General features: G+C 68.9%; 27 protein-coding genes and 1 pseudogene. 9 read left to right on the top strand and 19 right to left on the bottom strand.

Features of this window, described 5'->3' with window-relative positions; all coding sequences use genetic code 11:
• Positions 1–264: 264 nt before the first annotated feature.
• Positions 265–489, top strand: coding sequence for a hypothetical protein (locus EDF40_RS00240; protein WP_123338460.1), 225 nt, complete (start codon positions 265–267; stop codon positions 487–489).
• Between the two features lie 25 nt (positions 490–514).
• Here the strand turns inward: EDF40_RS00240 and EDF40_RS00245 are convergent, their stop codons facing one another.
• Genes EDF40_RS00245 through EDF40_RS00255 form a run of 3 tightly spaced genes read right to left on the bottom strand, consistent with a single transcriptional unit; the run spans position 515 to position 3,436 of the window.
• Positions 515–1,465, bottom strand: a complete 951-nt coding sequence (locus EDF40_RS00245; protein WP_123338459.1) for a GlxA family transcriptional regulator — start codon at positions 1,463–1,465, stop codon at positions 515–517.
• Positions 1,466–1,475: 10 nt separating this feature from the next.
• Positions 1,476–2,648 carry an MFS transporter gene (locus tag EDF40_RS00250; protein WP_185002574.1) on the bottom strand — a complete coding sequence of 391 codons (1,173 nt, stop codon included), beginning with the start codon at positions 2,646–2,648 and terminating at the stop codon, positions 1,476–1,478.
• On the bottom strand, positions 2,645–3,436 hold the full coding sequence (locus EDF40_RS00255) for a class I SAM-dependent methyltransferase (protein WP_123338457.1): 792 nt from the start codon (positions 3,434–3,436) through the stop codon (positions 2,645–2,647). The genes EDF40_RS00250 and EDF40_RS00255 overlap by 4 nt, the downstream gene beginning before the upstream one ends.
• A gap of 161 nt (positions 3,437–3,597) precedes the next feature.
• On the opposite strand from EDF40_RS00255, the gene modA reads away from it, so the two are divergent.
• Positions 3,598–4,401, top strand: a complete 804-nt coding sequence (modA, locus tag EDF40_RS00260; RefSeq protein ID WP_123338456.1) for a molybdate ABC transporter substrate-binding protein — start codon at positions 3,598–3,600, stop codon at positions 4,399–4,401.
• A 51-nt stretch (positions 4,402–4,452) separates the two neighbouring features.
• On the opposite strand, the gene EDF40_RS00265 is transcribed toward modA, so the two are convergent.
• Complete coding sequence (locus EDF40_RS00265; protein WP_123338455.1) at positions 4,453–4,674, bottom strand: hypothetical protein; 222 nt, start codon at positions 4,672–4,674, stop codon at positions 4,453–4,455.
• Positions 4,675–4,800: 126 nt separating this feature from the next.
• Here EDF40_RS00265 and EDF40_RS00270 point away from each other — a divergent pair, with 126 nt between their 5' ends.
• Positions 4,801–5,316 (top strand): GNAT family N-acetyltransferase, encoded by a 516-nt coding sequence (locus EDF40_RS00270; protein ID WP_235035865.1) that lies wholly within the window; start codon positions 4,801–4,803, stop codon positions 5,314–5,316.
• 115 nt (positions 5,317–5,431) lie between these two features.
• Here the strand turns inward: EDF40_RS00270 and EDF40_RS00275 are convergent, their stop codons facing one another.
• A complete protein-coding gene (locus EDF40_RS00275; RefSeq protein ID WP_123338453.1) occupies positions 5,432–6,016 on the bottom strand; it encodes a recombinase family protein in 585 nt (194 codons plus the stop codon).
• A gap of 123 nt (positions 6,017–6,139) precedes the next feature.
• On the opposite strand from EDF40_RS00275, the gene EDF40_RS18775 reads away from it, so the two are divergent.
• Complete coding sequence (locus EDF40_RS18775) at positions 6,140–6,394, top strand: hypothetical protein (RefSeq protein WP_148053760.1); 255 nt, start codon at positions 6,140–6,142, stop codon at positions 6,392–6,394.
• Positions 6,395–6,481: 87 nt separating this feature from the next.
• Here EDF40_RS18775 and EDF40_RS19015 read toward each other — a convergent pair whose 3' ends face one another.
• The gene (locus tag EDF40_RS19015; RefSeq protein ID WP_159572007.1) at positions 6,482–7,024 is read right to left on the bottom strand and encodes a VanZ family protein; all 543 of its coding nucleotides are present in this window, start codon (positions 7,022–7,024) and stop codon (positions 6,482–6,484) included.
• A 113-nt stretch (positions 7,025–7,137) separates the two neighbouring features.
• Positions 7,138–7,512, bottom strand: a complete 375-nt coding sequence (locus EDF40_RS19020; protein ID WP_159572012.1) for a hypothetical protein — start codon at positions 7,510–7,512, stop codon at positions 7,138–7,140.
• A gap of 82 nt (positions 7,513–7,594) precedes the next feature.
• On the opposite strand from EDF40_RS19020, the gene EDF40_RS00285 reads away from it, so the two are divergent.
• Entirely contained in the window at positions 7,595–8,026 is a 432-nt protein-coding gene (locus EDF40_RS00285; protein ID WP_159572015.1) for a hypothetical protein, read from the top strand.
• 130 nt (positions 8,027–8,156) lie between these two features.
• Here the strand turns inward: EDF40_RS00285 and EDF40_RS19425 are convergent.
• The 10 genes and pseudogenes from EDF40_RS19425 to EDF40_RS00330 all read right to left on the bottom strand — a co-directional run bounded on the left by EDF40_RS19425 (position 8,157) and on the right by EDF40_RS00330 (position 17,024).
• Positions 8,157–8,776: pseudogene (locus EDF40_RS19425) on the bottom strand (ABC transporter ATP-binding protein).
• A complete protein-coding gene (locus EDF40_RS00295) occupies positions 8,773–10,065 on the bottom strand; it encodes a hypothetical protein (protein WP_123338449.1) in 1,293 nt (430 codons plus the stop codon). Before EDF40_RS00295 ends, EDF40_RS19425 begins: the two are co-directional and overlap by 4 nt.
• The gene (locus EDF40_RS00300; RefSeq protein ID WP_123338448.1) at positions 10,053–10,958 is read right to left on the bottom strand and encodes a hypothetical protein; all 906 of its coding nucleotides are present in this window, start codon (positions 10,956–10,958) and stop codon (positions 10,053–10,055) included. Before EDF40_RS00300 ends, EDF40_RS00295 begins: the two co-directional genes overlap by 13 nt.
• Positions 10,959–11,015: 57 nt before the next feature.
• Positions 11,016–11,228, bottom strand: a complete 213-nt coding sequence (locus EDF40_RS18780; RefSeq protein ID WP_131881801.1) for a hypothetical protein — start codon at positions 11,226–11,228, stop codon at positions 11,016–11,018.
• 142 nt (positions 11,229–11,370) lie between these two features.
• Positions 11,371–11,997, bottom strand: a complete 627-nt coding sequence (locus EDF40_RS00305) for a response regulator transcription factor (protein WP_123338447.1) — start codon at positions 11,995–11,997, stop codon at positions 11,371–11,373.
• Positions 11,994–13,211, bottom strand: a complete 1,218-nt coding sequence (locus tag EDF40_RS00310) for a sensor histidine kinase (protein WP_123338446.1) — start codon at positions 13,209–13,211, stop codon at positions 11,994–11,996. The genes EDF40_RS00305 and EDF40_RS00310 overlap by 4 nt, the downstream gene beginning before the upstream one ends.
• Before the next feature lie 23 nt (positions 13,212–13,234).
• Positions 13,235–14,005 carry an ABC transporter permease gene (locus EDF40_RS00315; RefSeq protein WP_185002588.1) on the bottom strand — a complete coding sequence of 257 codons (771 nt, stop codon included), beginning with the start codon at positions 14,003–14,005 and terminating at the stop codon, positions 13,235–13,237.
• Entirely contained in the window at positions 14,002–14,937 is a 936-nt protein-coding gene (locus tag EDF40_RS00320; protein ID WP_123338445.1) for an ABC transporter ATP-binding protein, read from the bottom strand. Before EDF40_RS00320 ends, EDF40_RS00315 begins: the two co-directional genes overlap by 4 nt.
• A 94-nt stretch (positions 14,938–15,031) precedes the next feature.
• The gene (locus EDF40_RS00325; RefSeq protein ID WP_123338444.1) at positions 15,032–16,252 is read right to left on the bottom strand and encodes a DUF2254 domain-containing protein; all 1,221 of its coding nucleotides are present in this window, start codon (positions 16,250–16,252) and stop codon (positions 15,032–15,034) included.
• 40 nt (positions 16,253–16,292) lie between these two features.
• Positions 16,293–17,024, bottom strand: a complete 732-nt coding sequence (locus EDF40_RS00330) for a GAF and ANTAR domain-containing protein (protein ID WP_123338443.1) — start codon at positions 17,022–17,024, stop codon at positions 16,293–16,295.
• Between the two features lie 163 nt (positions 17,025–17,187).
• On the opposite strand from EDF40_RS00330, the gene EDF40_RS00335 reads away from it, so the two are divergent.
• Together EDF40_RS00335 and EDF40_RS00340 are read left to right on the top strand one after the other, a co-directional pair.
• Positions 17,188–17,652 carry a hypothetical protein gene (locus EDF40_RS00335; protein ID WP_123338442.1) on the top strand — a complete coding sequence of 155 codons (465 nt, stop codon included), beginning with the start codon at positions 17,188–17,190 and terminating at the stop codon, positions 17,650–17,652.
• A 124-nt stretch (positions 17,653–17,776) separates the two neighbouring features.
• Positions 17,777–18,814 carry an alpha/beta hydrolase gene (locus EDF40_RS00340; protein ID WP_123338466.1) on the top strand — a complete coding sequence of 346 codons (1,038 nt, stop codon included), beginning with the start codon at positions 17,777–17,779 and terminating at the stop codon, positions 18,812–18,814.
• Positions 18,815–18,913: 99 nt separating this feature from the next.
• Here EDF40_RS00340 and EDF40_RS00345 read toward each other — a convergent pair whose 3' ends face one another.
• The gene (locus EDF40_RS00345) at positions 18,914–19,420 is read right to left on the bottom strand and encodes a hypothetical protein (protein WP_148053758.1); all 507 of its coding nucleotides are present in this window, start codon (positions 19,418–19,420) and stop codon (positions 18,914–18,916) included.
• A gap of 2 nt (positions 19,421–19,422) precedes the next feature.
• Positions 19,423–19,554 (bottom strand): hypothetical protein, encoded by a 132-nt coding sequence (locus EDF40_RS19430; RefSeq protein ID WP_260212485.1) that lies wholly within the window; start codon positions 19,552–19,554, stop codon positions 19,423–19,425.
• Between the two features lie 102 nt (positions 19,555–19,656).
• On the opposite strand from EDF40_RS19430, the gene EDF40_RS00350 reads away from it, so the two are divergent.
• Both EDF40_RS00350 and EDF40_RS00355 read left to right on the top strand, forming a co-directional pair.
• Positions 19,657–20,517: a mannosyl-3-phosphoglycerate phosphatase gene (locus tag EDF40_RS00350; protein ID WP_123338440.1), complete on the top strand. Its 861-nt coding sequence runs from the start codon at positions 19,657–19,659 to the stop codon at positions 20,515–20,517.
• Positions 20,514–21,728 carry a glycosyl transferase gene (locus tag EDF40_RS00355; RefSeq protein WP_123338439.1) on the top strand — a complete coding sequence of 405 codons (1,215 nt, stop codon included), beginning with the start codon at positions 20,514–20,516 and terminating at the stop codon, positions 21,726–21,728. The genes EDF40_RS00350 and EDF40_RS00355 overlap by 4 nt, the downstream gene beginning before the upstream one ends.
• Positions 21,729–21,786: the final 58 nt, after the last annotated feature.

Genomic DNA, 21,786 nt, shown 5'->3' on the forward strand with positions numbered 1-21,786 from the left:
GCTCGGCGCGGCTGCTGTGTGCGCGCCGAACACACCCTGGTGCAGGGTGGAGAACCAGCAATGTGCGGCTGGTGAGCGCTCCGGGTGTTTCCCGGTCTGTGCAAGCTATTCGGCGCCCTCCGACGAGGAGATTGGAACCTCGTACCCCGTTACCGCATCGTAATATTTGTTGTGGGAAATGTAACCTGTTCGAGGGTCGTGTATTTTGTCGGAGTCCGTCTCGATTGAGGATCGGCTGACGGACGCTTTCGTTAAAATCGAAACATGCGAGCGACCAGAGCCGAGCGGCGGCTGCGCAACTTCCAGACCCTACTTCTCGTCGGCGCTCTTCTGGCAGCGCTCCTCGCAGCGGTGGTACTCGTGCTCGTCGGCGCCCCGCAAACGATCGCCATAGCAATCGGCCTCGTGGTGTACCTCGCCAGCTGGAGAGCGGTTCTCCGAGCTATCCGCCGTCGCAGAGATGCGCCAGAGGACACCGACGTCCGCTAGACGATCGCCTATCGAGATGGGCTTGTCACTCCTGGAACGCGGTTCGATAGGCGGTGGGGGAGGTGCCGATGATGCTGCCGAAGTGGCGTCGGAGGTTCGCGTCGGAGCGGAGCCCGGTCGCTTCGGCGATCTGGGTCATCGACAAGTCGGTGCGTTCGAGGAGTTCCCGGGCCCGGTCGATCCTGGCGCGAAGAACCCACTGCATCGGGGTAAGGCCGGTGTCGGCCGTGAATCGCCGGGAGAACGTTCGCGCGGACACGGTCGCTTGGCGAGCAAGCACCGCGAGGGACAGGTCATTGTCGAGGTGGTCGAGCGTCCAGGCTCGGGTGGCGGCGAAGGCGTCGCCGTGCGGCTCGGGGATGGTGCGCGGCACGTACTGGGCCTGACCACCGCTTCGGTAGGGCGCGCTGACGAGACGCCTGGCGACGTGGTTGGCGAGGGCGACGCCGTGGTCACGGCGGATGAGGTGGAGGCAGAGGTCGATGCCGCTGGCGGCGCCGGCGCTGGTGAGAACGTTGCCGGCGTCGACGAACAGCACGTGCTCGTCGACGTCGACGTCCGGGTATTGGTCGCGGAGCACGTCCGTGTAGTGCCAATGCGTCGTCGCGGCTTGCCCGTCGAGGAGGCCGGCGGCGGCGAGGGTGAACGCGCCTGTCGAGATCGCTGCGATCCGGGCACCGCGTTCGTGCGCTGCGCGGAGCGCTGCGATGACAGCTGGCGGTGTGGTGACCTCGGCGGGATTCCGGTAGCCGGGGACGAGGATGGTGTCGGCCCAGGTGAGGGTGTCGAGGTCGTGGCTGACGGCGTAGGCGAGGCCGTTCCACCCGTCCACGGTGCCGACCTGTTCGGCGCAGACGCGGACCTCGTAGGGCATGCTCGGCCGCTTCGCGAACACGTGTGCGGCGATGCCGACGTCGAGCGCTTTCGCTCCGTCGAGGACTAGGACCGCCACTCGGTGGTCGCGGTCGGTGCTCACGCCCCCGAACCTAGCGCGCTGCGGCGCGTGCACGGGTGGTGACCGCAGCGGCGGTGGCAAGCACGGTGAGCGCGATGATTGCCGCGGCGATGTACACGGCCCGGTACGGGTCGGGAAACGCGCCGAGGGCGGCGATGAGCAGGCCGGCGAGGACGGCTCCGGCGCGGCGGGTGTTGGTGAAGAGCCCCGATGCGAGTCCGGGGCTCGGGAACACGTCCTGGAACACGGTCAGACCGAGGCCGGCGACGGTCGCGAAGAACCAGGCGTTCAGCGGTTGCAGGACGAGGAGCTGCCACGGCTCATGGGCCAGCGCGACGAGGCCGTAGTACGCGACACCGCATACCCACCCGCCAGCGAGGAGGAGCCGGACGGAGCGGTGTTCCTGGAGTCGGCCGATGAGCAGCAGTGCGGGGATCTCGAGGAGGGCGGCAGCGCCGAGCGTGATGCCAGCCCAGATGATCGGAGCCTGGAGGTCGCGGGTGACGAACAGGGTCGAGATAGTGACGGTGGCGATGTTCGTCGCCTGCAGGAGCGTGAACGCGCCGACGACACCCCACCGGTTCCACCCGCGGAGCTGCACCAGCAGCCGTGGCCGAGGTGTGGTGTCATCGGTGCGAGTTGTCCCGCGTCGGCGGAGGAGCAGGAGCGCGGTGACGACGTTGACCAGGCCGATGACTGCGAGGAGTGCCAGCGCTGCCGGGGAGCCGGCTGCCCCGGTGACGAGGGTGGCCACGGGAGGGCCGATGACCCAGGCGAAAGACACGATCGCACGGGTCCGGATGACCTGCGCCGGTGGTGCGCCTTCATGGCGGAGCTGCGCGAACAGCAGCGTGGAGCCGACGCCGGGCGGCCCTCCGAGGATGACCAGCGCGAGTACGACGACCGGGAGCGACGTTGTGACGGCGAGGACCGTGACGAGAGCGACCCCGCCGAGCGCGCAGAACACCAGCGGCCGAAGGTAGTTCCGGCTCCGGTCCGCGAGAGTCGGGATGACCAGGGATGCGACGAACCCGCCGACGTTGTAGAGCCCCAGGACCCAACCGACCTCGGCCGGCGTCGCGGCGTAGAGCGTCACGAGGAGCACTGCGAGCAGCGGGTTCAGCACCGCGAACTGCAACGCCCAGAACCACGCAGCGACCAGCCACAGCGCCTTCCCCTGCCGCTGTACCGTTTCTGTCTTCACGGGTGGCCCACCACGAGGCGCAGCGACCCGTCGAACGTCGGCTGGGCGCGCAGGTGTCCGTGCTGGGCGTCCCACGCGACCGTGTCGAGGTCGGCCCGCAGCGCGCGCTCGAAGCGTGCCTCGACGTCCGGACCGACGAAGCTCCAGGCGGAGTTCGCGCGCCTGGCGCCGGGGTCGAGGAGCGCTTCGGGACGGCCGTAGTACGCCTCACTGAATCCGTCGACGCATTCGAGTGGGATCGGTACGGACGCCACGGTAACGGTTCCGCCGAGTCCTGCTCGGAGGTTGTCGATCGACGGGTATCGGCTGGCTTCCGTGGCGATGACCTCGAGTGCGTAGTCGTTGATCCACGACCGGGTGAGCGCGGACGGGTCGCAGGTGAGGATCACGACAGGCCCGCGGGTCACCCGGCGAACCTCGTGGAGCCCAGCCGGCAGGTCCCGCCACTGATGGACGGTGAACGACGCCAGGGCCGCGTCGAAGCTGTCATCACCGAACGGAAGGTCCTCCGCGGTCGCATCGACCGCGGGCACCGACCCTGCGGGGCGTTGCGCACGCATCGTGGCGCTCGGCTCTACAGCGGTCACGTCGAGGTCGGTCGGTTCGTAGGAGCCCGCACCAGCACCGACGTTCACGAGCGTTCGAGCATTGCCGAGCGCAGCCCGGATCGCCGCGGTGAACGCGGGCTCCGGACGCCGGTACTGCCCGTACCCGGCCCCGATCACGCCGTAGTTCGCATCGCCGGCACTGCCATCGGACCCGCTCGTCACTGAACGCTCATCTGTCATGACATCAGCCAACCGCCGAGCCCAAGGACGCCGCCAGCGGTAATCAGGACGACGGCCGTACAGATCACGCCAACCCATGACCACCGGGGCAACCGCATCTTCGTGTTGAATGGCAAAACATCGCCGCATTTGCGGCGCAACCTGTCGAACGGAACCCCGTCATGCCGCACCGCGCCACCCGCCTGCCGACCCTCCTGACCGCGGTTGCCGCGGCGTCGCTGCTGCTCACCTCGTGCTCCACCGGCAGCACGACGGCCAGCTCGTCATCGCCCTCTGCATCGTCGACGCCCGCGACGGGCTCGATCACGGTGTTCGCGGCCGCGTCGTTGCAGCAGACGTTCACCGCGCTGGGGAAGCAGTACGAGGCCGCGCACCCGGGCGCAACGATCGAGTTCTCCTTCGCCGGCTCCAGCGACCTCGTGACGCAGATCCAGAACGGCGCACCGGCCGACGTCTTCGCGTCCGCGGACACGAAGAACATGGACAAGCTCGCCACCAGCGACCTCCAGGGCACACCGGAGGACTTCGCCAAGAACACGCTCGAAATCGCGGTCGCACCTGGCAACCCGAAGAAGATCACCGACTTCAAGGACCTCACCAACGCCGGCGTGCAGGTCGTCACGTGCGCCAGCCCCGTCCCCTGTGGCGCAGCGACGGAGAAGGTAGAGCAGGCCACCGGCATCACGTTGAAGCCTGTCAGCGAGGAACAGTCCGTCACCGACGTGCTCGGGAAGGTCAGCTCCGGGCAGGCCGACGCGGGCCTGGTCTACGTCACCGACGTCAAGGGCGCTGCCGGCAAGGTCGACGGTGTGACGTTCAAGGACGCCTCGTCCGCCGTCAACACGTACCCGATCGCAGTGCTGAAGGAGAGCAAGAACCCCGACCTCGCCGCGGAGTTCAGCGACTACGTCCGCTCCGACGCTGGACAGAAGGTGCTCCAGGCGGCCGGCTTCCAAGCTCCCTGAGCACCAGGTTTGCTTGTTCGGTGACCGATCCTCGAGCGGGCACCTGACGAGTCAGTGTCTGAGGAGTCCGACGACCAGCGTCACTGCTGCGATGAGGCTTCCGAGGAAGAATCCGCATCCGATGAACCGCGTCAGCTCCGGAGTGATCTGGCGTCCCCAGAACTCTCCTTCGACCTTCCGCGCAGAGCGTGTGATCGGGCCCGGGAAAAGCATGAGGGCACAGCCCCAGGCGATGCAGATCACCGCACCAACCGCAAGGAAGAGGACACCCACGTCCCTGACCGTACCGAATGACCGCCAAAGCTGAGTGCTCGGCGTTCCGACAAAGGATCGGCTGTCGGGCGGTCGGCGACGGCGCTTCCGTTGGTATCCGCTTGAATCACCCCGTAGCGTCGTCCTATGGATCAAGACGTGCTGGTGGTCGAAGCGGCCAGCGCCGCGGACATTCCTGCAGCTCAAGCGCTCATCGACGGTGCGAGGCAGTGGCTGCGCTCGCGTGGGATAGACCAGTGGCAAGACCCCGTGCCGGATGCTGTTCTACTCCGCGACGCCGAGCAGGGGAATCTCTTCGTCGTGCGTCAGCACCAGGTGATCGTGGCCATGGTCACCGTGTCCGACTCGGACTTCGAGACGTGGGGCATGGAGAGCAGCTCCGCTGTGTACGTGCACCGACTGGCCGTTGCGCAGACTCATCGTGGCAGCCGGCTCGGACAACGACTGCTGGTGTGGGCAGAACACAGAGCTACCGAGCGCGGGGCGGCCCTCGTACGGCTCGACTGTGCGACGGACAACCCGGGCTTGCGGCGCTTCTACGAACAGCAAGGGTTCCGGCACGTTCGCGACGTGACGGTGACAGCCCTCGAGGGCGGGCGGCAGCTCGCGTCCAGCCTCTACGAACACGAGCTGGTCCGGTAGCCGGTCGTTCCACGGACGTGCTTGCTCGAAGCCGCCAGGCCGGGACCCTCGATGGTTCTGGTCCCGGGTGAGGCTCCGCTCTCGGACGCCTACGTCTGAGAGCGGAGCTGAGGATTTAGCGGGTGGGGTGTGCTTGTCGGTTGACGCAGCGGTAGACGGTTGCGCGTCCGATGCCGAACAGCTCGGCGAGTTCGGCGACCGAGTGCGTGCCAGCTTCGTGGACCTCGAGGAGGTGGCGTTGTTGCGCGGGGCTGAGTTTGGGTTGCCGGCCGCGGAGGTGGCCTTTCGCTTTCGCGATCTGCATTCCTTCGCGCGTTCGGGCGCGGATGAGGTCGGACTCGAACTCGGCCACCATCGCGAGGACGTTGAACAGCAGCCGGCCGACGGGGTCGTTCGGGTCGTGGACGGAGCCGCCGATGTTGAGCTTGACGTTCTTGGCGGTGAGTTCGTCGACGATGTCCTTCGCGTCGCGGAGGCTTCGTGCGAGCCGGTCGAGCTTGGCGATGACGAGTGTGTCCCCGTCACGACAGGAGGCAAGCGCTTCGCGCAGCCCTGGTCGTGATCTGTTCGTGCCAGTCAGGCCATGATCGGTGTGGATGTTGGGCGGGAGGACTCCAAGCCGTTCCAGCGCGACGCGCTGGGCGGTGAGGTCCTGTTCGTAGGTTGAGACGCGGGCGTACCCGATGAGTAGAGCGTTCATGGCGCGAGGATCCGCCGACTTCCCGAATCCGACTCGTCTCGCAACGGGATCGGCTCCCGAGACCCACGTCCTTCGACCAACCGTGGGCCGCCCGGCTCCCGCTCGCGGACGTACCATCGAGGCGTGAAGTGGTTGGTAGGACTCTCCGCGATCCTGGGGCTTCCGTTCCTCGGACTCGCCGGGGTCGCGATCGCCCTCATCGCTTCTGCCCACGGAGACGTGGGCCGCATTCTCGAGGGATGCCTCTTCGCTGCTGGTGCTGCAGTGTGCGCCACGGTGATGGGCCTTGCGCAACGGGCAGGGGCCAATCGCCGGGCGGACGAAGCCATCGCTCGCAGTGCTCGCTGGGATGCCCACGAAGATCATCGCGAAGGATGACGTGGGGCACGACCTTGTCCGACAGGGATCCGCAAGTGCACGGCGCTCCGCAGCTCAAGCGGTGCGTGCTGCCCCGGCGGTCAAGCGTCAGCGGAACCGGTTCACGAGCGCGGCGACGATCGGGACACGTGTCAGCAACACGATGATCGCGTAGCCGATGACTCCACCGAGGGTGTTCCAGATGAAGTCGTTGACGTCAGCGACGTGACCACCGGAGAACAGCTTCTGCGCGGCGAGTTGCAGGAGCTCGATCGTCAGGCTGACGGCCGCGGAGGTGAGCAGCGCCTTCCACCACCGCGGACGCCGCATGAGGAGCTGCAGGAGGACGCCCAGAGGCACGAACACCGCCACGTTGGTGAGCGCGTCCGCGAGCTCGTAGTCGTGGAACGGGATCAGCGCCAGCGCCGGTGCCCACGGCTCGTCGCGCGAGGTCGGGTGAAGGAAGATCGGGAAGACCGTGTTCGCGAGGATCCCCGCGGCATAGACGGCGATCGCGGCGGCGACGGCAACACGCGGCCACGTGAAGCGCCGTCCCCTGAGCAGGAGCGCCAGCTGGACGACGAACACGACGACACCGAAGGGAACGGCAACCGGCAGGACGGGGACTTCGCCGAACGGGTTGGAAGACATTCGGAGAAGCCTAGTGACGCTGAGCTGCTGCGGAGGACCAACGAGCGTCGACCGCCGTGATTGCTCCGTTTCGCCATTCGCCAGGACGCCGATCCGACTCGGTGCGAGCAGGACTACAACGGGGTCGCGATCTCGAGGATGGCAATCGACAATCCCGTCAACGCAGCCACCACTCCGAGTGCAGCGAGCGGGAACCACATGCCGAGACGGCCATTGCCGTACCGGCGGAGGCCCAGGAAAGCGCCGACGCCCACCGCGGCAATGCCTCCGAAGAACGAAAGGCTCGTGCTGCTGAACCAGGGTGCGTCCGAGCACCCCGTGCGTGGAGGTGTTGAGCAGAGCCCGTAGGCGTACAGGTTCTCGTTGAACACGTAGCCGGCTGAGATGACCACGGCGATGATCCCGACAACGATGAGAGCCCAGATGATGACCAGGTCGGCTCGACCAGCGTGCTCTCTCCAGGGTGTTCTTGCGAGGCGTGCCTTCATTCGATTCTCTCGATCGACGCTTCTCCGCGAGCGAATTCCGCGAACCGAAGCCGAGCCGAGCGTAGCGCCCTGGTCGGCTCCCGTGAGCTGGTCCTCTTGCGCATGCTCGGTTCGTAGCCAGAATGAGTTCGTGCAGATCGAAGAAGTGGACGAGCGGCACTACGGCGCCGAAGGCGAGCGCGACACGTTCGTCGTGCACTTCTTCCATGCGCCGAGCGGTGAGATGGTCGCGCCCGACTGGGACGCCACGAGTTGGTCGGTCAGTGTGATCCGCGTCACCGACGCGACGTACCGCGCGGCGTTCGCAGAAGCTCGGCGGATTGCTGCTGGCGAGACGTCGCCGACGCTGTTCTCGGTGTCCCTCGAGACCGCGGAGCCGAATGGCCCGGGAATCCTGCGACTGTTCGGGACCGACCTCAACATGGAGGGCCTCGAGCTCGACCTCGATTCGCACGCGGCGAAACGGGAGATGTTCGCCGAGTTCTTCAGCCGCGACCGTACTGCGCACGCGTGATCGGGGATCTGGAGCGCAACCACTGACGGACGGGAGGCCCGATGCCAGCTGGCACCGTCCCTCCAGGCACGGCCGTCGCCCCGCTGGCGCGGTGCGCCGGTACCGGCTGGTGGGGCCCACCTCCCGTCCGTCACGTGCCGCGCGCGAGGAGCTGCTCGTGTTGGAGCTGGAGTTGCCGTCCGCATCGCTGTGCGACGCGCTCACTGTGGGTGACGATCACGAACTTGGTTCCCGCTTGCTGCAGCCGGTCGAAGAGGGCGAGCACGTCGTCTTCGGTCGTCTCGTCCAGTGCGCCGGTGGGCTCGTCGGCGAGGACGACGGCTGGGCGCTTTGCGATGGCTCGAGCGATCGCGACGCGCTGCGCTTCTCCTCCCGAGAGTCGCCGTTGGCGCTTGACGGCAAGGTGACTGATGCCGACCGCCTCGAGGGCGTCATGTGCTCGGGCGGCCGAGCCGGCACGAGCAGGAACGCCGAGCCGGACGTTGTCGAGCACGCTGCGGTCGCCGAGCAGGTTGTGATCCTGCGTGCGGTCCGCTCGAGCACGTGCCCGTCGTGCTCGTAGGTCCCGCCGAAGTCGGTGTCGAGGCCGGCGAGGATCCGGAGCAGCGTGCTCTTGCCGGATCCGCTCCGCCCGGTGATGGCTACTGACCGATCGTCGTCGCGAAGGTCGAAATCGAGTCGGTCGAACAGTGTTCGGGTCGATCCGTCGGGCTCGGTGATCGTCTTCGAGACGTCGCGCAGCGCGATCATCGTGGGGTACCTCTTCGGCGTTGGGTGGTCAGTTCGATGCGGACGGCTCCTCGGCTGACCGCGCCGTCCACCACGCACCAGAGCAGGAGGATGGTGCCGGCGCCGAATCGAGCCGTCGCGCTGTCGTTGGGGAGCACCGCGCTGGTCGCGAGGAACAGCCCGAACGCGGCGGCGTACTCGGTGAGGCGGCTTGCGCGGAACAGTCGGTTCGTGTGGTTCGGACTCTTTCCGAGGAGATGGTGCACCCGCGCGACTGGCGCTCGACGGTGATGGAGAAGTCGGTTGAGGAACGCCGTGATGATGCCCACTCCCGCGGTGAGCGAGACGAGCAGCGCGGTGACGAGCACCAGGTTGTCCTGGATGAGCTGGCGGACGAGGGAGAGCTGCACGAGGTAGGTCGGTACTCCGAGCAACGTGTACGACCTGAAGCCGGTGTCGTCTCCGATCTCGTCGAGTCGTGCGACCACTCCACCGAAATCGAGGCCGCGATCGACGGCGAGGTCGGCGTTGAGTACCTGGAACACCAGGCGTCCGAACAGCTCGGGATCCAACCGGTCGAGTGCCGCTCGGTCGAGTCCGGCGAGTGCCGGAGGGTAGGGGACGATGACCGTGTCATCGAGGTAGTGGTTGGCCTCACCGCGGAAGTACATGACGCTGTCCGGTTCGAGGAAACCGACGACTTCGAGTTCCTGCTCCTGCAGGATGACCGCTCCGGTGAGGTGTTGTCCGAGTTCGTACACGCCGCGGTACTCGTTGCCGAGTAGGACCGGGATCCGGCCGGAACCCCAATCGACGGTGGCCCACTCGATCGGCTCGCCGTCCTGCACGGAGAGTCCCGCGAACTCGTACGCGGTCTCGTTGAGCTGGATGGACTTGATGTCCTGCACGCTCCGTCCGGACTCGTCCTGGTACTTCCCGTTGAGCGTGTACTCGGTGCCGTAACCAACGTCGAAGCGGTCGTCGCCGCGGAAGTCCTGGACGGTGACGGGTTGGTCGTACGAGGAGATGAAGTCGAACCCGGGCTCGTCGTCGATGCGGTCGACGAACGAGGCGACTCCATCGAGCGCGTGCTGGTCTCGTCGGATCGCTTCGAACGCGTCCGGGTCGAGATCGTCGATCACCGTGTAGAGGTCGACGTCGGCATCAGCGGACAAGCCCTGGGCCACGGCCTGCGACGTGGACTGGGTGAACGACGCCACGTTGTACCAGCAGAGTGCGAGCAGCACGAGCAGGACGATCTTGGCGATGAGGATCGTCCAGTTGGACCGGAGGTCGTTCAGCAGTTCCATCGCCGGCTTCCCTGCCAGAAGGAGACGACGGAGACGGCGAGCGTGAGCGTTCCGACCGCGACGACGGCGACGGCGACGTCGAGGTCGAGGAAGGTCGTGTGCCGCGCGGCTGCCGCGCCCACGAATGCGGTTGCACAGGCGGCGGCGCTGACAACGCTGATTCTGGTGGTCGCGCTGCACAGGGTCGTCAGCGGTCGGATCCCAGTGGTGAAGTGGACGGCGGCGGTGCGGAGTTCCCATCGTCCAGCCTGCAGGCCAGCGACCACGGCGATGAGGGTGACGACGAGCGCGCCGAGCGTGACCAGAACCGGCGACACAGCGTCGACGTTCGTCCTGCGGTTGGTGCCGTCGTCGATGATCTCGACGCTCCGGCCGGGGAACTGTGCGTTGTAGTGGCGGACACTGCTCGGGCCGTCCAGGAGCAGCCGCTGTGGTGACGCCGAGAACTGCGACGGATCGGCGAGGACCACGTCATCGGACAGCAGACTGTCCGTCCTGACGCCGAGACGACCCACCACGGTGTACGTCGTGCCGTCGATGACGAGGTCGTCGCCGCGGACGGCGACGTCAGCGCCGACGAGAGCCTCGCCGGGACGCCCGGTCAGCGCGTGCCCGTCGTGCAGTGGAACGTCTGTCCACCGTCCCGACAGGATCGCAACGGCGCGGACCCGATCCTCGAGGCCCACGAACACCTTCGTTCCCGGTTCGAACGCGCCCCGGGCGCGCCTGAGTTCGTCGAGTGTCGCGGTCACCCAGGCGCTCTGGCCGGTGCGGAGATCGTTGCCCTCCGCGGCGATGACACGTCGACGAGCGTCGAACACTCCGATCAGCACGGTCAGGAGCATGGCCAGCAGGAGCAGGCCGGCTGTCGCCGTGAGCTGTCGCTTCGTCACGTCTTCTCCTCACGCCGCAGCGGGCGCGAGCTACTGGCTCGCACCCGCTGCGATGTGTCACTTGCCGTAGTAGGTCTTCGCGGAGCCGACACCGCTGCCGGGCTGGTTCGGCCGGTACGGCTTCCACGCGGTCACTGCTTCAGTGCCGGACTTGCCCCACTTCCGGCCAGAGTCAGCGATGATGCGGCTGCCGTGCTCGAGCGGGATACGCAGGGATCGCGCCGAGGAACACCGTCCCGCCGACGGCCACTGCGGCGAAGCCGGCAGCAATCCGCCGAGCCTGCTGACCGATTCTGTTCATCACATGCTCCTATCCTGAACCCTGAAATCCATACGTTCAGTGGTTAACATGCCAGGAGCAGAACGTTTTGTCCACGGGTGCCGCCTCGGTCGAGGGGGTATCCCTCCGTGCCTAGCCCGCGCCGAGCAACCAACCGTTGTCCGCCGCGATCCGCAGCGCCTCGGTCGCGTTGCGCGCCGCGGTCTTCCCGATGGCGGACGACAGGTGGTTCCGCACGGTGCCCTCGGACAGGTGCAGTGTGCCGGCGACCCCGGCCACGGTCGGCGACGTCCGGAAGGCGATGAGCACGTCGGTCTCCCGCGGGCTGAGCGGGGACGGCCCCGCGGCGAGGGACTCGGCGGCGAGCACGGGGTCGACGACGCGGAAGCCCCCGGCCACCCGGCGGACGGCGTCGGCGAGCTGTTCAGCCGGGGTGTCCTTCACCACGAACCCGACGGCCCCGGCCTCGAGCGCTCGCCGGAGGTACCCGGGGCGCCCGAACGTCGTGACGATGAGGGATCGGCACGCCGGCAGCTCGCGGGCCAGCGTCGCCGCCGCCGTCAGGCCGTCCGCGCCCGGCATCTCGACGTCGAGCAGGGCCACGGTGGCGCCTGACGTTCGCGCGGCGTCGAGCACCTCGTCGCCGCGGGCGACCTGGGCGACGACCTCGATGTCCCGTTCGAGCGAGAGCAGCGAGGCGAGTGCGCCACGGACGAGCGCCTGGTCGTCGGCGACGAGCACCCGGATCGGATCGGTCATCGTGGACTCCTCTCGACTCGGAGCAGGAACCCACCGAGGTCGCTCGTGCCGGTGGTGAGGGCCGCCCCGACGGCGTCCGCGCGCTCCCGGAGTCCGCGGAGGCCGTTCCCACCGAGCCCGGGCGCGGTCGACGGTGGAGCGAGCACCCCGGTGCCGTCGTCCTCGACGGTCAGCGCCGTCCGGGTCAGCGTCACCCGGACCCGACTCGCGGCAGCGTGCCGGAGGACGTTCGTGATGCCCTCGCGGAGCACCCAGGCGAACAGGCTGCGAACGTCGTCCCCGGCGGCGTCACCGTCCTCGGGGAGCGCCGCCGTGATCGAGGCAGCGGCCAGCGCGGCGCGGGCGGAGACCAGTTCGGCGTCGAGGTCGGCCTCGCGGTAGCCGCTGACCGCTCGCCGGAGCTCGTGCAGCGCCTCGCGCGAGAGCCGTTCGACGTCCTGCATCTCGGTCTTCGCGCGTGCCGGGTCGACGTCCACCAGCCGGACGGCGAGCTCGGACTTCATCGCGACGACGGTCAGGGAGTGGCCGAGCACGTCGTGCAGGTCGCGGGAGAACCGCGCGCGTTCCTCGACGACCGCGAGGCGGGTGATCTCGTCCTGCGCGGCCCCGAGCCGTTGCTCCGCCTCGCGTTGCCGGCCGAAGAACAGCATCGACGCCCCGACGGACACGGTGATGACCGGTGCGAACAGGATGCCGCTGTTCACCGCGGTGTCCCACCCCGTGCTCGCCGCGACGAGGAACTGTGCGCCGACGATGCCGAGCACCACCACCGCGGCCACCCAGAACCGCTCGGCGACGAATCCGGAGAGCGCAGCGACGAGCAGCCAGGTCCAGACCGCGAGGGGTCCGACCACGAAGAGCAGGAGCCCGGCGAGCAGTGCGACTCCGGCGAGCACGAGCACCCGGCCGCGCAGGCTCCGCCGCCACATCAGCTCCGGCGCGAACAGGTACGCCGCGTAGACGACGGCGAGGGCGATGGAGGAGACGACGTGTGCGCGCAGGCTCCGGCCGTCGGTCCACACGGCGATGATCTCGAGCACCTGCCAGAGGAGCGCGAAGACCGCGCCGGCGTACCAGCGGCGGCGTCCGACGCGGATGTCGTCGTCGCTCGCGCCCGGTGGGACGGCCCACGGGAACGAACGGGGTGACGGCCTGGAGGCGTGTGGTGCGTTCTCCGCGCCACGCGCCTCGGCCGTTCTGGTCGCCTCGGACATCGGTGCCAGCGTAGGTCCGTCGGTCACTGTCGTGCGGCGTCGCGTCGGTACCGCCACACGATCACTGCGGCCAGGACGATCGCCCAGCCCGCCAGGACGATGGCCGGCTCGGTCATGCCCGCGGACCCGGTCGCGCCGGCACCCATCTGTCCGATCCGGTTGAGCCAGTAGGAGGGCAGCAGATGTGCGACGGTGCCCATCCAGTCGGGCATCACGCTCAGCGGGACCCACAGCCCGCCGAGGATCGCCAGGCCCATGAACACCACCATGAAGAGCGGCTGCGCGAAGGACGGCTTCGCGAACTGCCCGATCAGGATCGCGATGAGCGCGAACGGGATCACTCCGCACCAGATGCCGAACCCGGCGGCGAACCAGTGCAGCGGGTCGAGCGAGGCGTGCAGGCCGACGGTCGCGACGAGCACCGTGATGACGATGGACACCGCGGCGAAGGCCATCGCGGCGATCACCTTCGACACCATGAACCCCCACCCGGACAACGGCGTCACGCGGAGCTGCCGGTTCCAGCCGATCGACCGCTCGTTGACGATGGCGAACGCCTGGCTGAGCGCGGCCGTCATCGCGCCGTACGAGGCCATCTGCAGCGTCGTGACGACGAGGTACGGCAGACGCGTCGTCGGGTCGGTCTGGGATCCGAAGGCCGAACCGAACACGAGCAGCATGATCACCGGGACGGCGAAGGTGAACACCATCGCGCGGACGTTGCGGAGCTGCCGCTTCGTCTCGAGGTACAGGTAGCGGATCGGCAGCCGGCCGGACGCGGTCACGGTGGTCATGTGAGGACTCCTTCGGGAGCGGTGTCGGTGGGGGCGGAGGCGGGGTCGGCGGTGAGCGCGAGGAAGGCGTCGTCCATGGTCGAGGCGACCACCTGGATGTCGTGCGCCTGCGGGAACGCGGTGAGGAGTGCCCTGAGGGTGTCGTCGCTGCGGTCGGAACGGAGCGTGACGGAGTCGCGCCGAGCCTCCAGGGAGACCACTCCCGGCAGACCGCGCAGCGCGACGTGCGCGTCGGCACCCAACCCGGAGAACCGGACCGCACGCGTGGCCGTGATCGCCTTGATCTCGGCAGGTGTGCCGTCGGCCACGACCCGGCCGGCGCGCATGATGACGATGCGGTCGGCGAAGGTGTCGGCCTCGTCGAGGTAGTGGGTCGCGAAGACGACCGTGCGCCCCGCGTCGGTGAACTCGCGCATCGACGACCAGAACGTGTGCCGGGCCTCGACGTCCATCGCCGCGGTCGGTTCGTCGAGGACCAGCAGGTCCGGGTCCGAGACCACGGCGACCGCGAACCGGGCCCGCTGCAGCTGCCCGCCGGACAGCTTGTTCACCCGGCGTCCGGCGATCTCGGTGCAGCGCGCACGGCGGAGGGCCTCGTCGACCGGCATTGGCCGGCGGTGCGCGGCGGCGACGAGGGCGACCGCCTCCCGGACCGTCATGTCCGGCAGGAGTGCGCCGCCCTGCAGCATCGCGCCGACACGGCCGGCGACCACCGCGGCGCGGGGCTCCTCGCCGAAGAGCAGGGCCTCGCCGGTCGTCGGCGTGGACAGCCCGAGCGCGAGGTCGACCGTCGTGGTCTTGCCCGCGCCGTTCGGGCCGAGGAGGGCGACGACCTCGCCCGGACGGATCGTCAGGTCGACGCCGTCGACCGCGGCCACGGCGCCGAAGCGCTTGCGGAGGTCGCGGAGCTGGATGACCGGTGTGTCGTTCATGCAGCCCACCCTCGTGCACCTCGGCGTGGCACGCCTCGGCCGGACGTCACGATCCCGGCATGACATCTGTCACACCGCGCACCGCGCACCGCGCTCACACGGCGCGGAGTGCGCGCACGGTCGACTCGAGGTGGCGCCGGCGACCTTCGGGAGCGCGGTCGTCCAGCCGCTCGGCCAGGCGGAGTGCGGCGGAGACCACGATCGGCTGGTCGGCACCGTACGTCCTGACGCCGTCGAACACCGAGTCGACGAGTGTCTCCGCGGTGGGCCAGTGCGGGATGACCCGGACCCGACCGTCGTCGTCGAGGTACCCGGTGATCGCCGACCGACCGCGCCACACGGGGACGAGTGGCGTCGCGGCGAGGTCGAGTGCGCTGACCGCGGTGTAGGGGTCGTTGGAGCCGCTGGCGAGTCCGCGGACGGCGATCTCGACCAGCTGCTGCAGTGCGAAGCCGACGTCCTGGTACGGGGTCCGTGACGAACCGAGGGTCACGAGCGTCAGGAGTCGGCGCCCGGCGCTGTCGAGATCGATCTCCGCGTCCATCGCAACGCCGACCCGGAGCAGGACGTCGCCCTCGATGACGTGGTCACCCGGCATCGCGACGGCCTCGATCACGCAGTCGTGTCCCGTTGCCCAGCCCACCAGCCGCTCCCACTGCACGGACTGCACGTAGCCGTCACCGACTGCGGTGACGTCTGCCCAGCGAGCCGCACCCGCGTGCACCGGACCGACGGTGATCCCGTCGCCGTCCCCGTTGCGGAAGACCTGGCCCACCGCTGCGGCGAGGTCGGTCTGCACCTGCTTCTGCAGCGCGGTGATCTGCACGCTCGACGCGATGTGGTGGATGAAGAAGACCAGGACGGCGACGTCGAGGATGCCGAGGAGCACCGCGACGTGGACGGCGATGACCGGCACGAACGCGGTGCCGTCGTCGACGTCTGTGTGCACGGAGCGGAGCACGACGATCGAGTAGAGGAACGTCGACGTGAACGCGGCGAGGACGAACTGGTTGGCGCGGTCCGCCATGAAGTTGCGGACCAGACGGGGGCCGTACGTCGACGAGGTGGTGGCGAGTACGGAGATCGTGATGGAGAACGACGTGCCCGCCACCGTCAACATCGACGTGCCGATCGTGGTCAGGATGGATCGCCCGCCGCTCGCACTGAGGGCGTCGAGGAACCCGATCCGGGTGGCGCTGTGCACCAGGGCGTGGTCCAGCGTGACCAGGAGCTCCGCAACGACCATCGCGGCGATCCCGTGGAGGGCGGGAAGGAACCAGAACGACTCTCGGACGCGGAGGGCGAGGGTGTGCATGATCCATCATCTCCCGCACAGAGCGGTACCGGACGGCGGCTCAGCGGTCCGGTGTCGGGGAGCCGAGTGTGATCCGTCCGGCGGTGACGGCCAGCGCGACTTCGGCGAGGGGGAGGCCGTTGGCCCGAGCGTGGTCCCGGAGCAAGGCGAACGCGGCGTCGGCGTCGACTCGGTTCCGGCTCGCGATCCAGCCCTTGGCCTGCTCGACGGCCACACGGCTGTCGAGTGCGGCCTGGAGCTGCGCCTGCGTGGTGGCGGCATCGTCGAGCGTGCGCTGCCGGGTGATGGTGATCGTCGCGATGTCGGCCAACGCCCGTGCCGCTGCCACGTCGTCGAGGTCGAACGGGCCGGCGGCGCACCGGAACAGGTTGAGGGACCCGATGACCGACCCTTGTACCCGCAGCGGGATCGAGTGGACCGCGGAGTACCCGACGTCCACGGCGGCCCGAGCGAAGTGTGGCCATCTCGCCTCTGACAGCTCGATGTCGGGGACCGAGACGGCCGTGCCCGTGCGTGCTGCTTCGATGCAAGGGCCCTCGCCGGTCTCGAGTTGCAGGAGTTCGAGGAGGCCGCTGTGGTGACCGGCCGAGGCCGCGATCCGCAATCGCGACGACGGATCGAACACCAGCAGTCCGGCCGCATCGGCATCGAACAACGCCACCGACTCGTCAACGAGCACCTGCATGCCGGCCTCGTGATCCCGCGCGGTGGTGACGTTGCCGACGAGCGTGACGATGGCACGCAACAACCGACCTTCACGGTTCGCGGCCATGTGGCACACTCCTGAATCGATGATCCGAAGTGGCCAGTCGTGCCCTGCTCCAGCAGTCGACGACCGCTTGGCCCTCACTGTACGCGCTTGATCCGACCGGGCGGGAAGAGCCTTCCGCTCCGGTGCAGCCGGCGTCGAGATCGCTCCGGTAGCGTGCCGCCACATGCACTCCGCGCAAGCCCCACTCCCGCGCCTGATCGTCGCGCTCGTGGCACTGGTCGCACTGTTGTTCGCAGTCGTCGCCGCTGCTGTGATCGCCCTCCAGACCTACGTCGGCCACACCGGGCGGCTCGGCGACTGCATGCGCATCGGACTCTGCACCGGGACACCCTTGGCGACCGTCGAGAGCAGGACCGGCGTCACTCTGCCGGAGGGATCGACCCTGATCGAGTCCAAGGCTTCCCGCGACCGCGACTTCATGTCGGCACTGGTGCGCCTTCCCGACGGCACCGAGCCGCCGACCCTTCGGGAGAGCGACCCCGCTGAGCTCACCCAGCGTGCGTCCGCGGCGCTCACCAGCCAGGGGGCCGACGCCCCCAGTGGGCAGATCAGCGGCAAGGTCGCCCTGTTCTCCGGTGCCTCGAGCGGGCACACGATCGTCTACCTCAGGTACGACGCGCACGACTGAGCTGCGTCGTGCTCGGATGCACTACTGTCGTCCGCAGAGGGAAAAAATCCCGCGCTGCTCCGGCAGACGGGACCGCACACGCGTCTCACAGGAGTCGTCACTTCTTCATCGAAGGAGTGTGCCCGTGTCCGACACCATCGTCCGCCCGCCGTTCGACCCCGAACTCGCGACCTTTCTGACGGCGCTCGAGGCCCGCGGTCCGTTCACCCTCACCGCGGAGATGCTGCCCCGCATGCGGCAGCTCGACGTGCCCGTGGACGTCCTCGACGAGCGCCTGCGGTCCCGCGGGTACCAGCGGCGGAACGTCACGGTTCCGGGGTACCTCGGCGACCCCATCGACCTCGCGATCATCGACCGCGTCGAGCGCACCGGTGCGGCCGGTGCGACCGCGGCCGTCTACTCGATCCACGGCGGGGGCATGGTGTTCGGCCACCACCTCGGGAACCTCGACTCGTTCGACGACTGGCTGCTCGACCACGACGTGGTCCTCGTCAGCGTCGACTACCGCCTCGCACCCGAGTACCCCGATCCGTACCCGGTGGAGGACTGCTACGCCGGTCTCGTCTGGGTGGCGGCGCACGCGGACTCGCTCGGCATCGACCCGTCACGGATCGTCATCGCGGGGCAGAGCGCCGGCGGAGGACTCGCCGTGGGGACAGCCCTGCTCGCCCGTGACCGGCAGGGTCCCGACCTGATGGCAGAGATCCTCGTCGCACCCATGCTCGACGACCGTGACGACACCGTCTCGACCCGGCAGATCGACGGCGTCGGGGTCGCCGACCGCCAGATGAACCGATTCGCGTGGGACGCGTACCTCGGACCGCGCCGTGCCACGGCTGACGTCTCCGAGTACGCCGCTCCGGCTCGTGCTGCAGACCTGTCCGCGCTGCCGAAGACCTACATCGACTGCGGCAGTGCTGAGGTCTTCCGCGACGAGGACGTCGCCTTCGCGAGCCGCCTCTGGGCAGCGGGAGTCGACGCGGAGCTCCACGTCTGGCCCGGTGCCTTCCACGGGTTCACGAGCATGGTGCCCGACGCCGCGATCTCGAGGACCGCGACCGCGGCCCTCGCGGACTGGACCCGACGACTGCTCGGAGATCCGTCGCCGATCGAACGCGCAGCCGGGCGCCAGGACCGATCCGTGGACGGCGTGTCTCGGTAGACGTCCCCACGAGCGGGACGGGAGGCCCGGTGCCAGCTGGCACCGGGCCTCCCGTCAGGGCGGGTGTCACCGGGCGATCAGCGGATCGAGGCGCCCGCCTCATTCGGCGCTGCGCAGGTCCTTCACGTCGCCGTCCGAGCACTTCGAGACCCCGGTGATGCTGTACCGCTGCGGGTACGCGTTGAAGCCGATCGAGGTGACGGGCCCGTCCGCGCCCCGGATGCCGGTGAGCGGGTCCGAACCGCCGCTCTCGAACCGCTCCGTCGTGATCCCCTTCGACTTCCAGAGCTCCTCGACCGTCCCGATGTCGGCGGCGGGGTCAGTGCCGTCGGTGTCGCTCCGCTCCAGGATGTACACGAAACGGGCGCCATCCCCACCGCCCGACCGGGTGCAGACCTCGGCGGCCGGGCCGCGGTACACGGTCCACTCGCCGCCGACCGCGTCGGTGGACTCCTTCACGGCGTCGACGATCGACTTCTTCGCTTCGGACGGGTCCACTGTCTTGCCTCCGGGGGTGTTGCTGCAGCCGGCCACGGTCAGTGCCGCCGTCAGGATGAGGGCGACGCCGATGCTGGTGCGGGCGGTGCCACGGATTCGTTGGTTCACGTTCACAGTGTCCACTGCGGGTTCTCCAGGAGCGACTTCTGGAAGTCGGTCATCCCCTTCGGCTGGGGATCGGTCATGAGCTCGGGGTGCCCGGCGCCCCACGTCGAATCGAGCGACCTACGCGCAGTGCGCACCACGGAACCGAGCCGCCCCTGTTCACCAACCGGACTCCTGCACATGGCAGGGTGGTCCGGGGCACCGTCGCCCGCAGCCCACCAAGCCGCGAGCGGAGCACGATGCCACCACCCGACCTGATGGTCGTCACGGACCTCGACGGGACGTTCCTCGACCACCACGACTACTCCTACGACGCTGCCCTGCCGATGCTCGAGCGGCTGCGTGCGGACGACGTACCCGTGGTGTTCTGCAGCAGCAAGACCCGGGCCGAGATCACCGCCCTGCAGCGGCGGACCGGTCTGGACGGGCAGGCGTTCGTCGCGGAGAACGGGGCGATCGTCGTGGGACCCGACGGCAACGGGATCCCCGACGCCGGCGCCGGCCCCGCGGACGCCGACCTCGCGCGTCTCCGCGCAGCCCTCGACCGCACCCGTGCGGACCTGGACCTGCACTTCGCGACCTTCGGCGGCGAGACCGACGAGGTCGTCGCCGCCTGGACCGGACTCGACCTCGCCGCGGCCGGCGATGCTCGGCGGCGCGAAGCCTCCGAGGTCCTGCTCTGGCACGCCGAGGACGACGACCGCGCCGACGCGTTCCGCGAGGCGCTCGCCGCGGCCGGCCTCGACCTCGTTCGCGGCGGCCGCTTCTGGCACGTCCTGCCCGCCGGATGCGACAAGGGCACCGCGGTCCGTCTGCTCGTCGCCGACCACGAACGCCGCACCGGCACCGCTCCGTGCACGATCGGGCTCGGCGACGGCCCGAACGACACCGCGCTGCTCGACGCCGTCGACCTGGCGGTCGTCGTCCGCGGCCACGGCCCGGCGCCGGGCCCGTTCGCCGACGACCGACCCGAGCGCGTGTACCGCACGACGCACCCCGGCCCGCTCGGCTGGAGCGAAGGCCTCGGACACCACCTCGAACACCACCTCGAGCAGCACCGCGAACAGCACCGCGAACAGCAACTCAGGAGCCACCGATGAGCGACTTCCACCAGAACGGCGTCATCACGACGTTCCACGACCTCGGCCGCCGCAGCACCGCGAGCATCGAGGACGACCTGCGGGGCTTCGCCGAGAAGCGCCCGATGAGCCTGATCCTGCCGGCTCTGTACTCGGAGCTCGAACGCCCGGCGCTCTCACGGATCGTCGACGAGCTCGCCGAGGCCGACTGGCTCAGCGAGATCGTGATCGGGCTGGACCGCGCCGACCGCTCGCAGTTCGAGCACGCGCGGGAGTTCTTCGCGCGGCTGCCGCAGCGGCACCGCATCCTGTGGAACGACGGACCGCGGCTGCGGGAACTCGACGCCGAGCTGGAGCGCGAGGGGTTGGCTCCCGGCGAGCCGGGCAAGGGCCGGAACGTCTGGTACTGCACGGGCTACGCCCTCGCGTCGGAGCGTGCGGAGTGCATCGCCCTGCACGACTGCGACATCACCACGTACGAGCGGGGCATGCTCGCGCGGCTGTTCTACCCGGTCGCGAACCCGGCGTTCGACTACGAGTTCTCGAAGGGCTTCTACGCCCGCGTCGCCGACGGCCGGATCAACGGTCGCGTCGGACGGCTGCTCGTCGGCCCGCTGCTCCGGTCGCTCCGCCAGGTCTACGGGGAGTCCGAGTACCTGGAGTACCTCAGCAGCTTCCGGTACCCGCTGTCCGGCGAGTTCGCGATGCGCGCGCACGTGCTGAACGGCCTGAAGATCCCGGGGGACTGGGGCCTCGAGATCGGCATGCTGTCCGAGGTCTACCGCGACTACGCGACCCGGCAGGTGTGCCAGGTGGAGATCGCCGACGCCTACGACCACAAGCACCAGCCCCTCGCCGAGGCCGACGGCACCGGCGGACTCGCCCGCATGGGCAACGACATCGTGCAGTCGCTGCTCCGGAAGCTCGCGACGATGGGCGTCCCGCTCACCTCGGACTCGTTCCGGGTGCTCAAGGCGACCTACTACCGGAACGCCCTCGACATCGTCGAGGTCTACCGGCACGAAGCGGAGATGAGCGGGCTCGGCTTCGACCAGCACGCCGAAGAAGCGGCCGTCGAGCTCTTCACCAAGGCGATCCTCGACGCCGGCGGCGCCTTCAGCGCGCGCCCGGACGACAAGCCGTTCATCCCGAGCTGGAGCCGGGTGCGCTCGGCGGTGCCGGACGTGCTCGAGCGGTTGCAGGATGCGGTGGAGGCGGACCAGCAGGACTGATCACGCGCCCTGGGCGCGACCGAAAAGCGGACGGGAGGCACAGCGAGAGCTGGCCACG

Origin of the sequence: Curtobacterium sp. PhB170, from assembly GCF_003752345.1 — a bacterium.
Lineage (GTDB): Bacteria > Actinomycetota > Actinomycetes > Actinomycetales > Microbacteriaceae > Curtobacterium.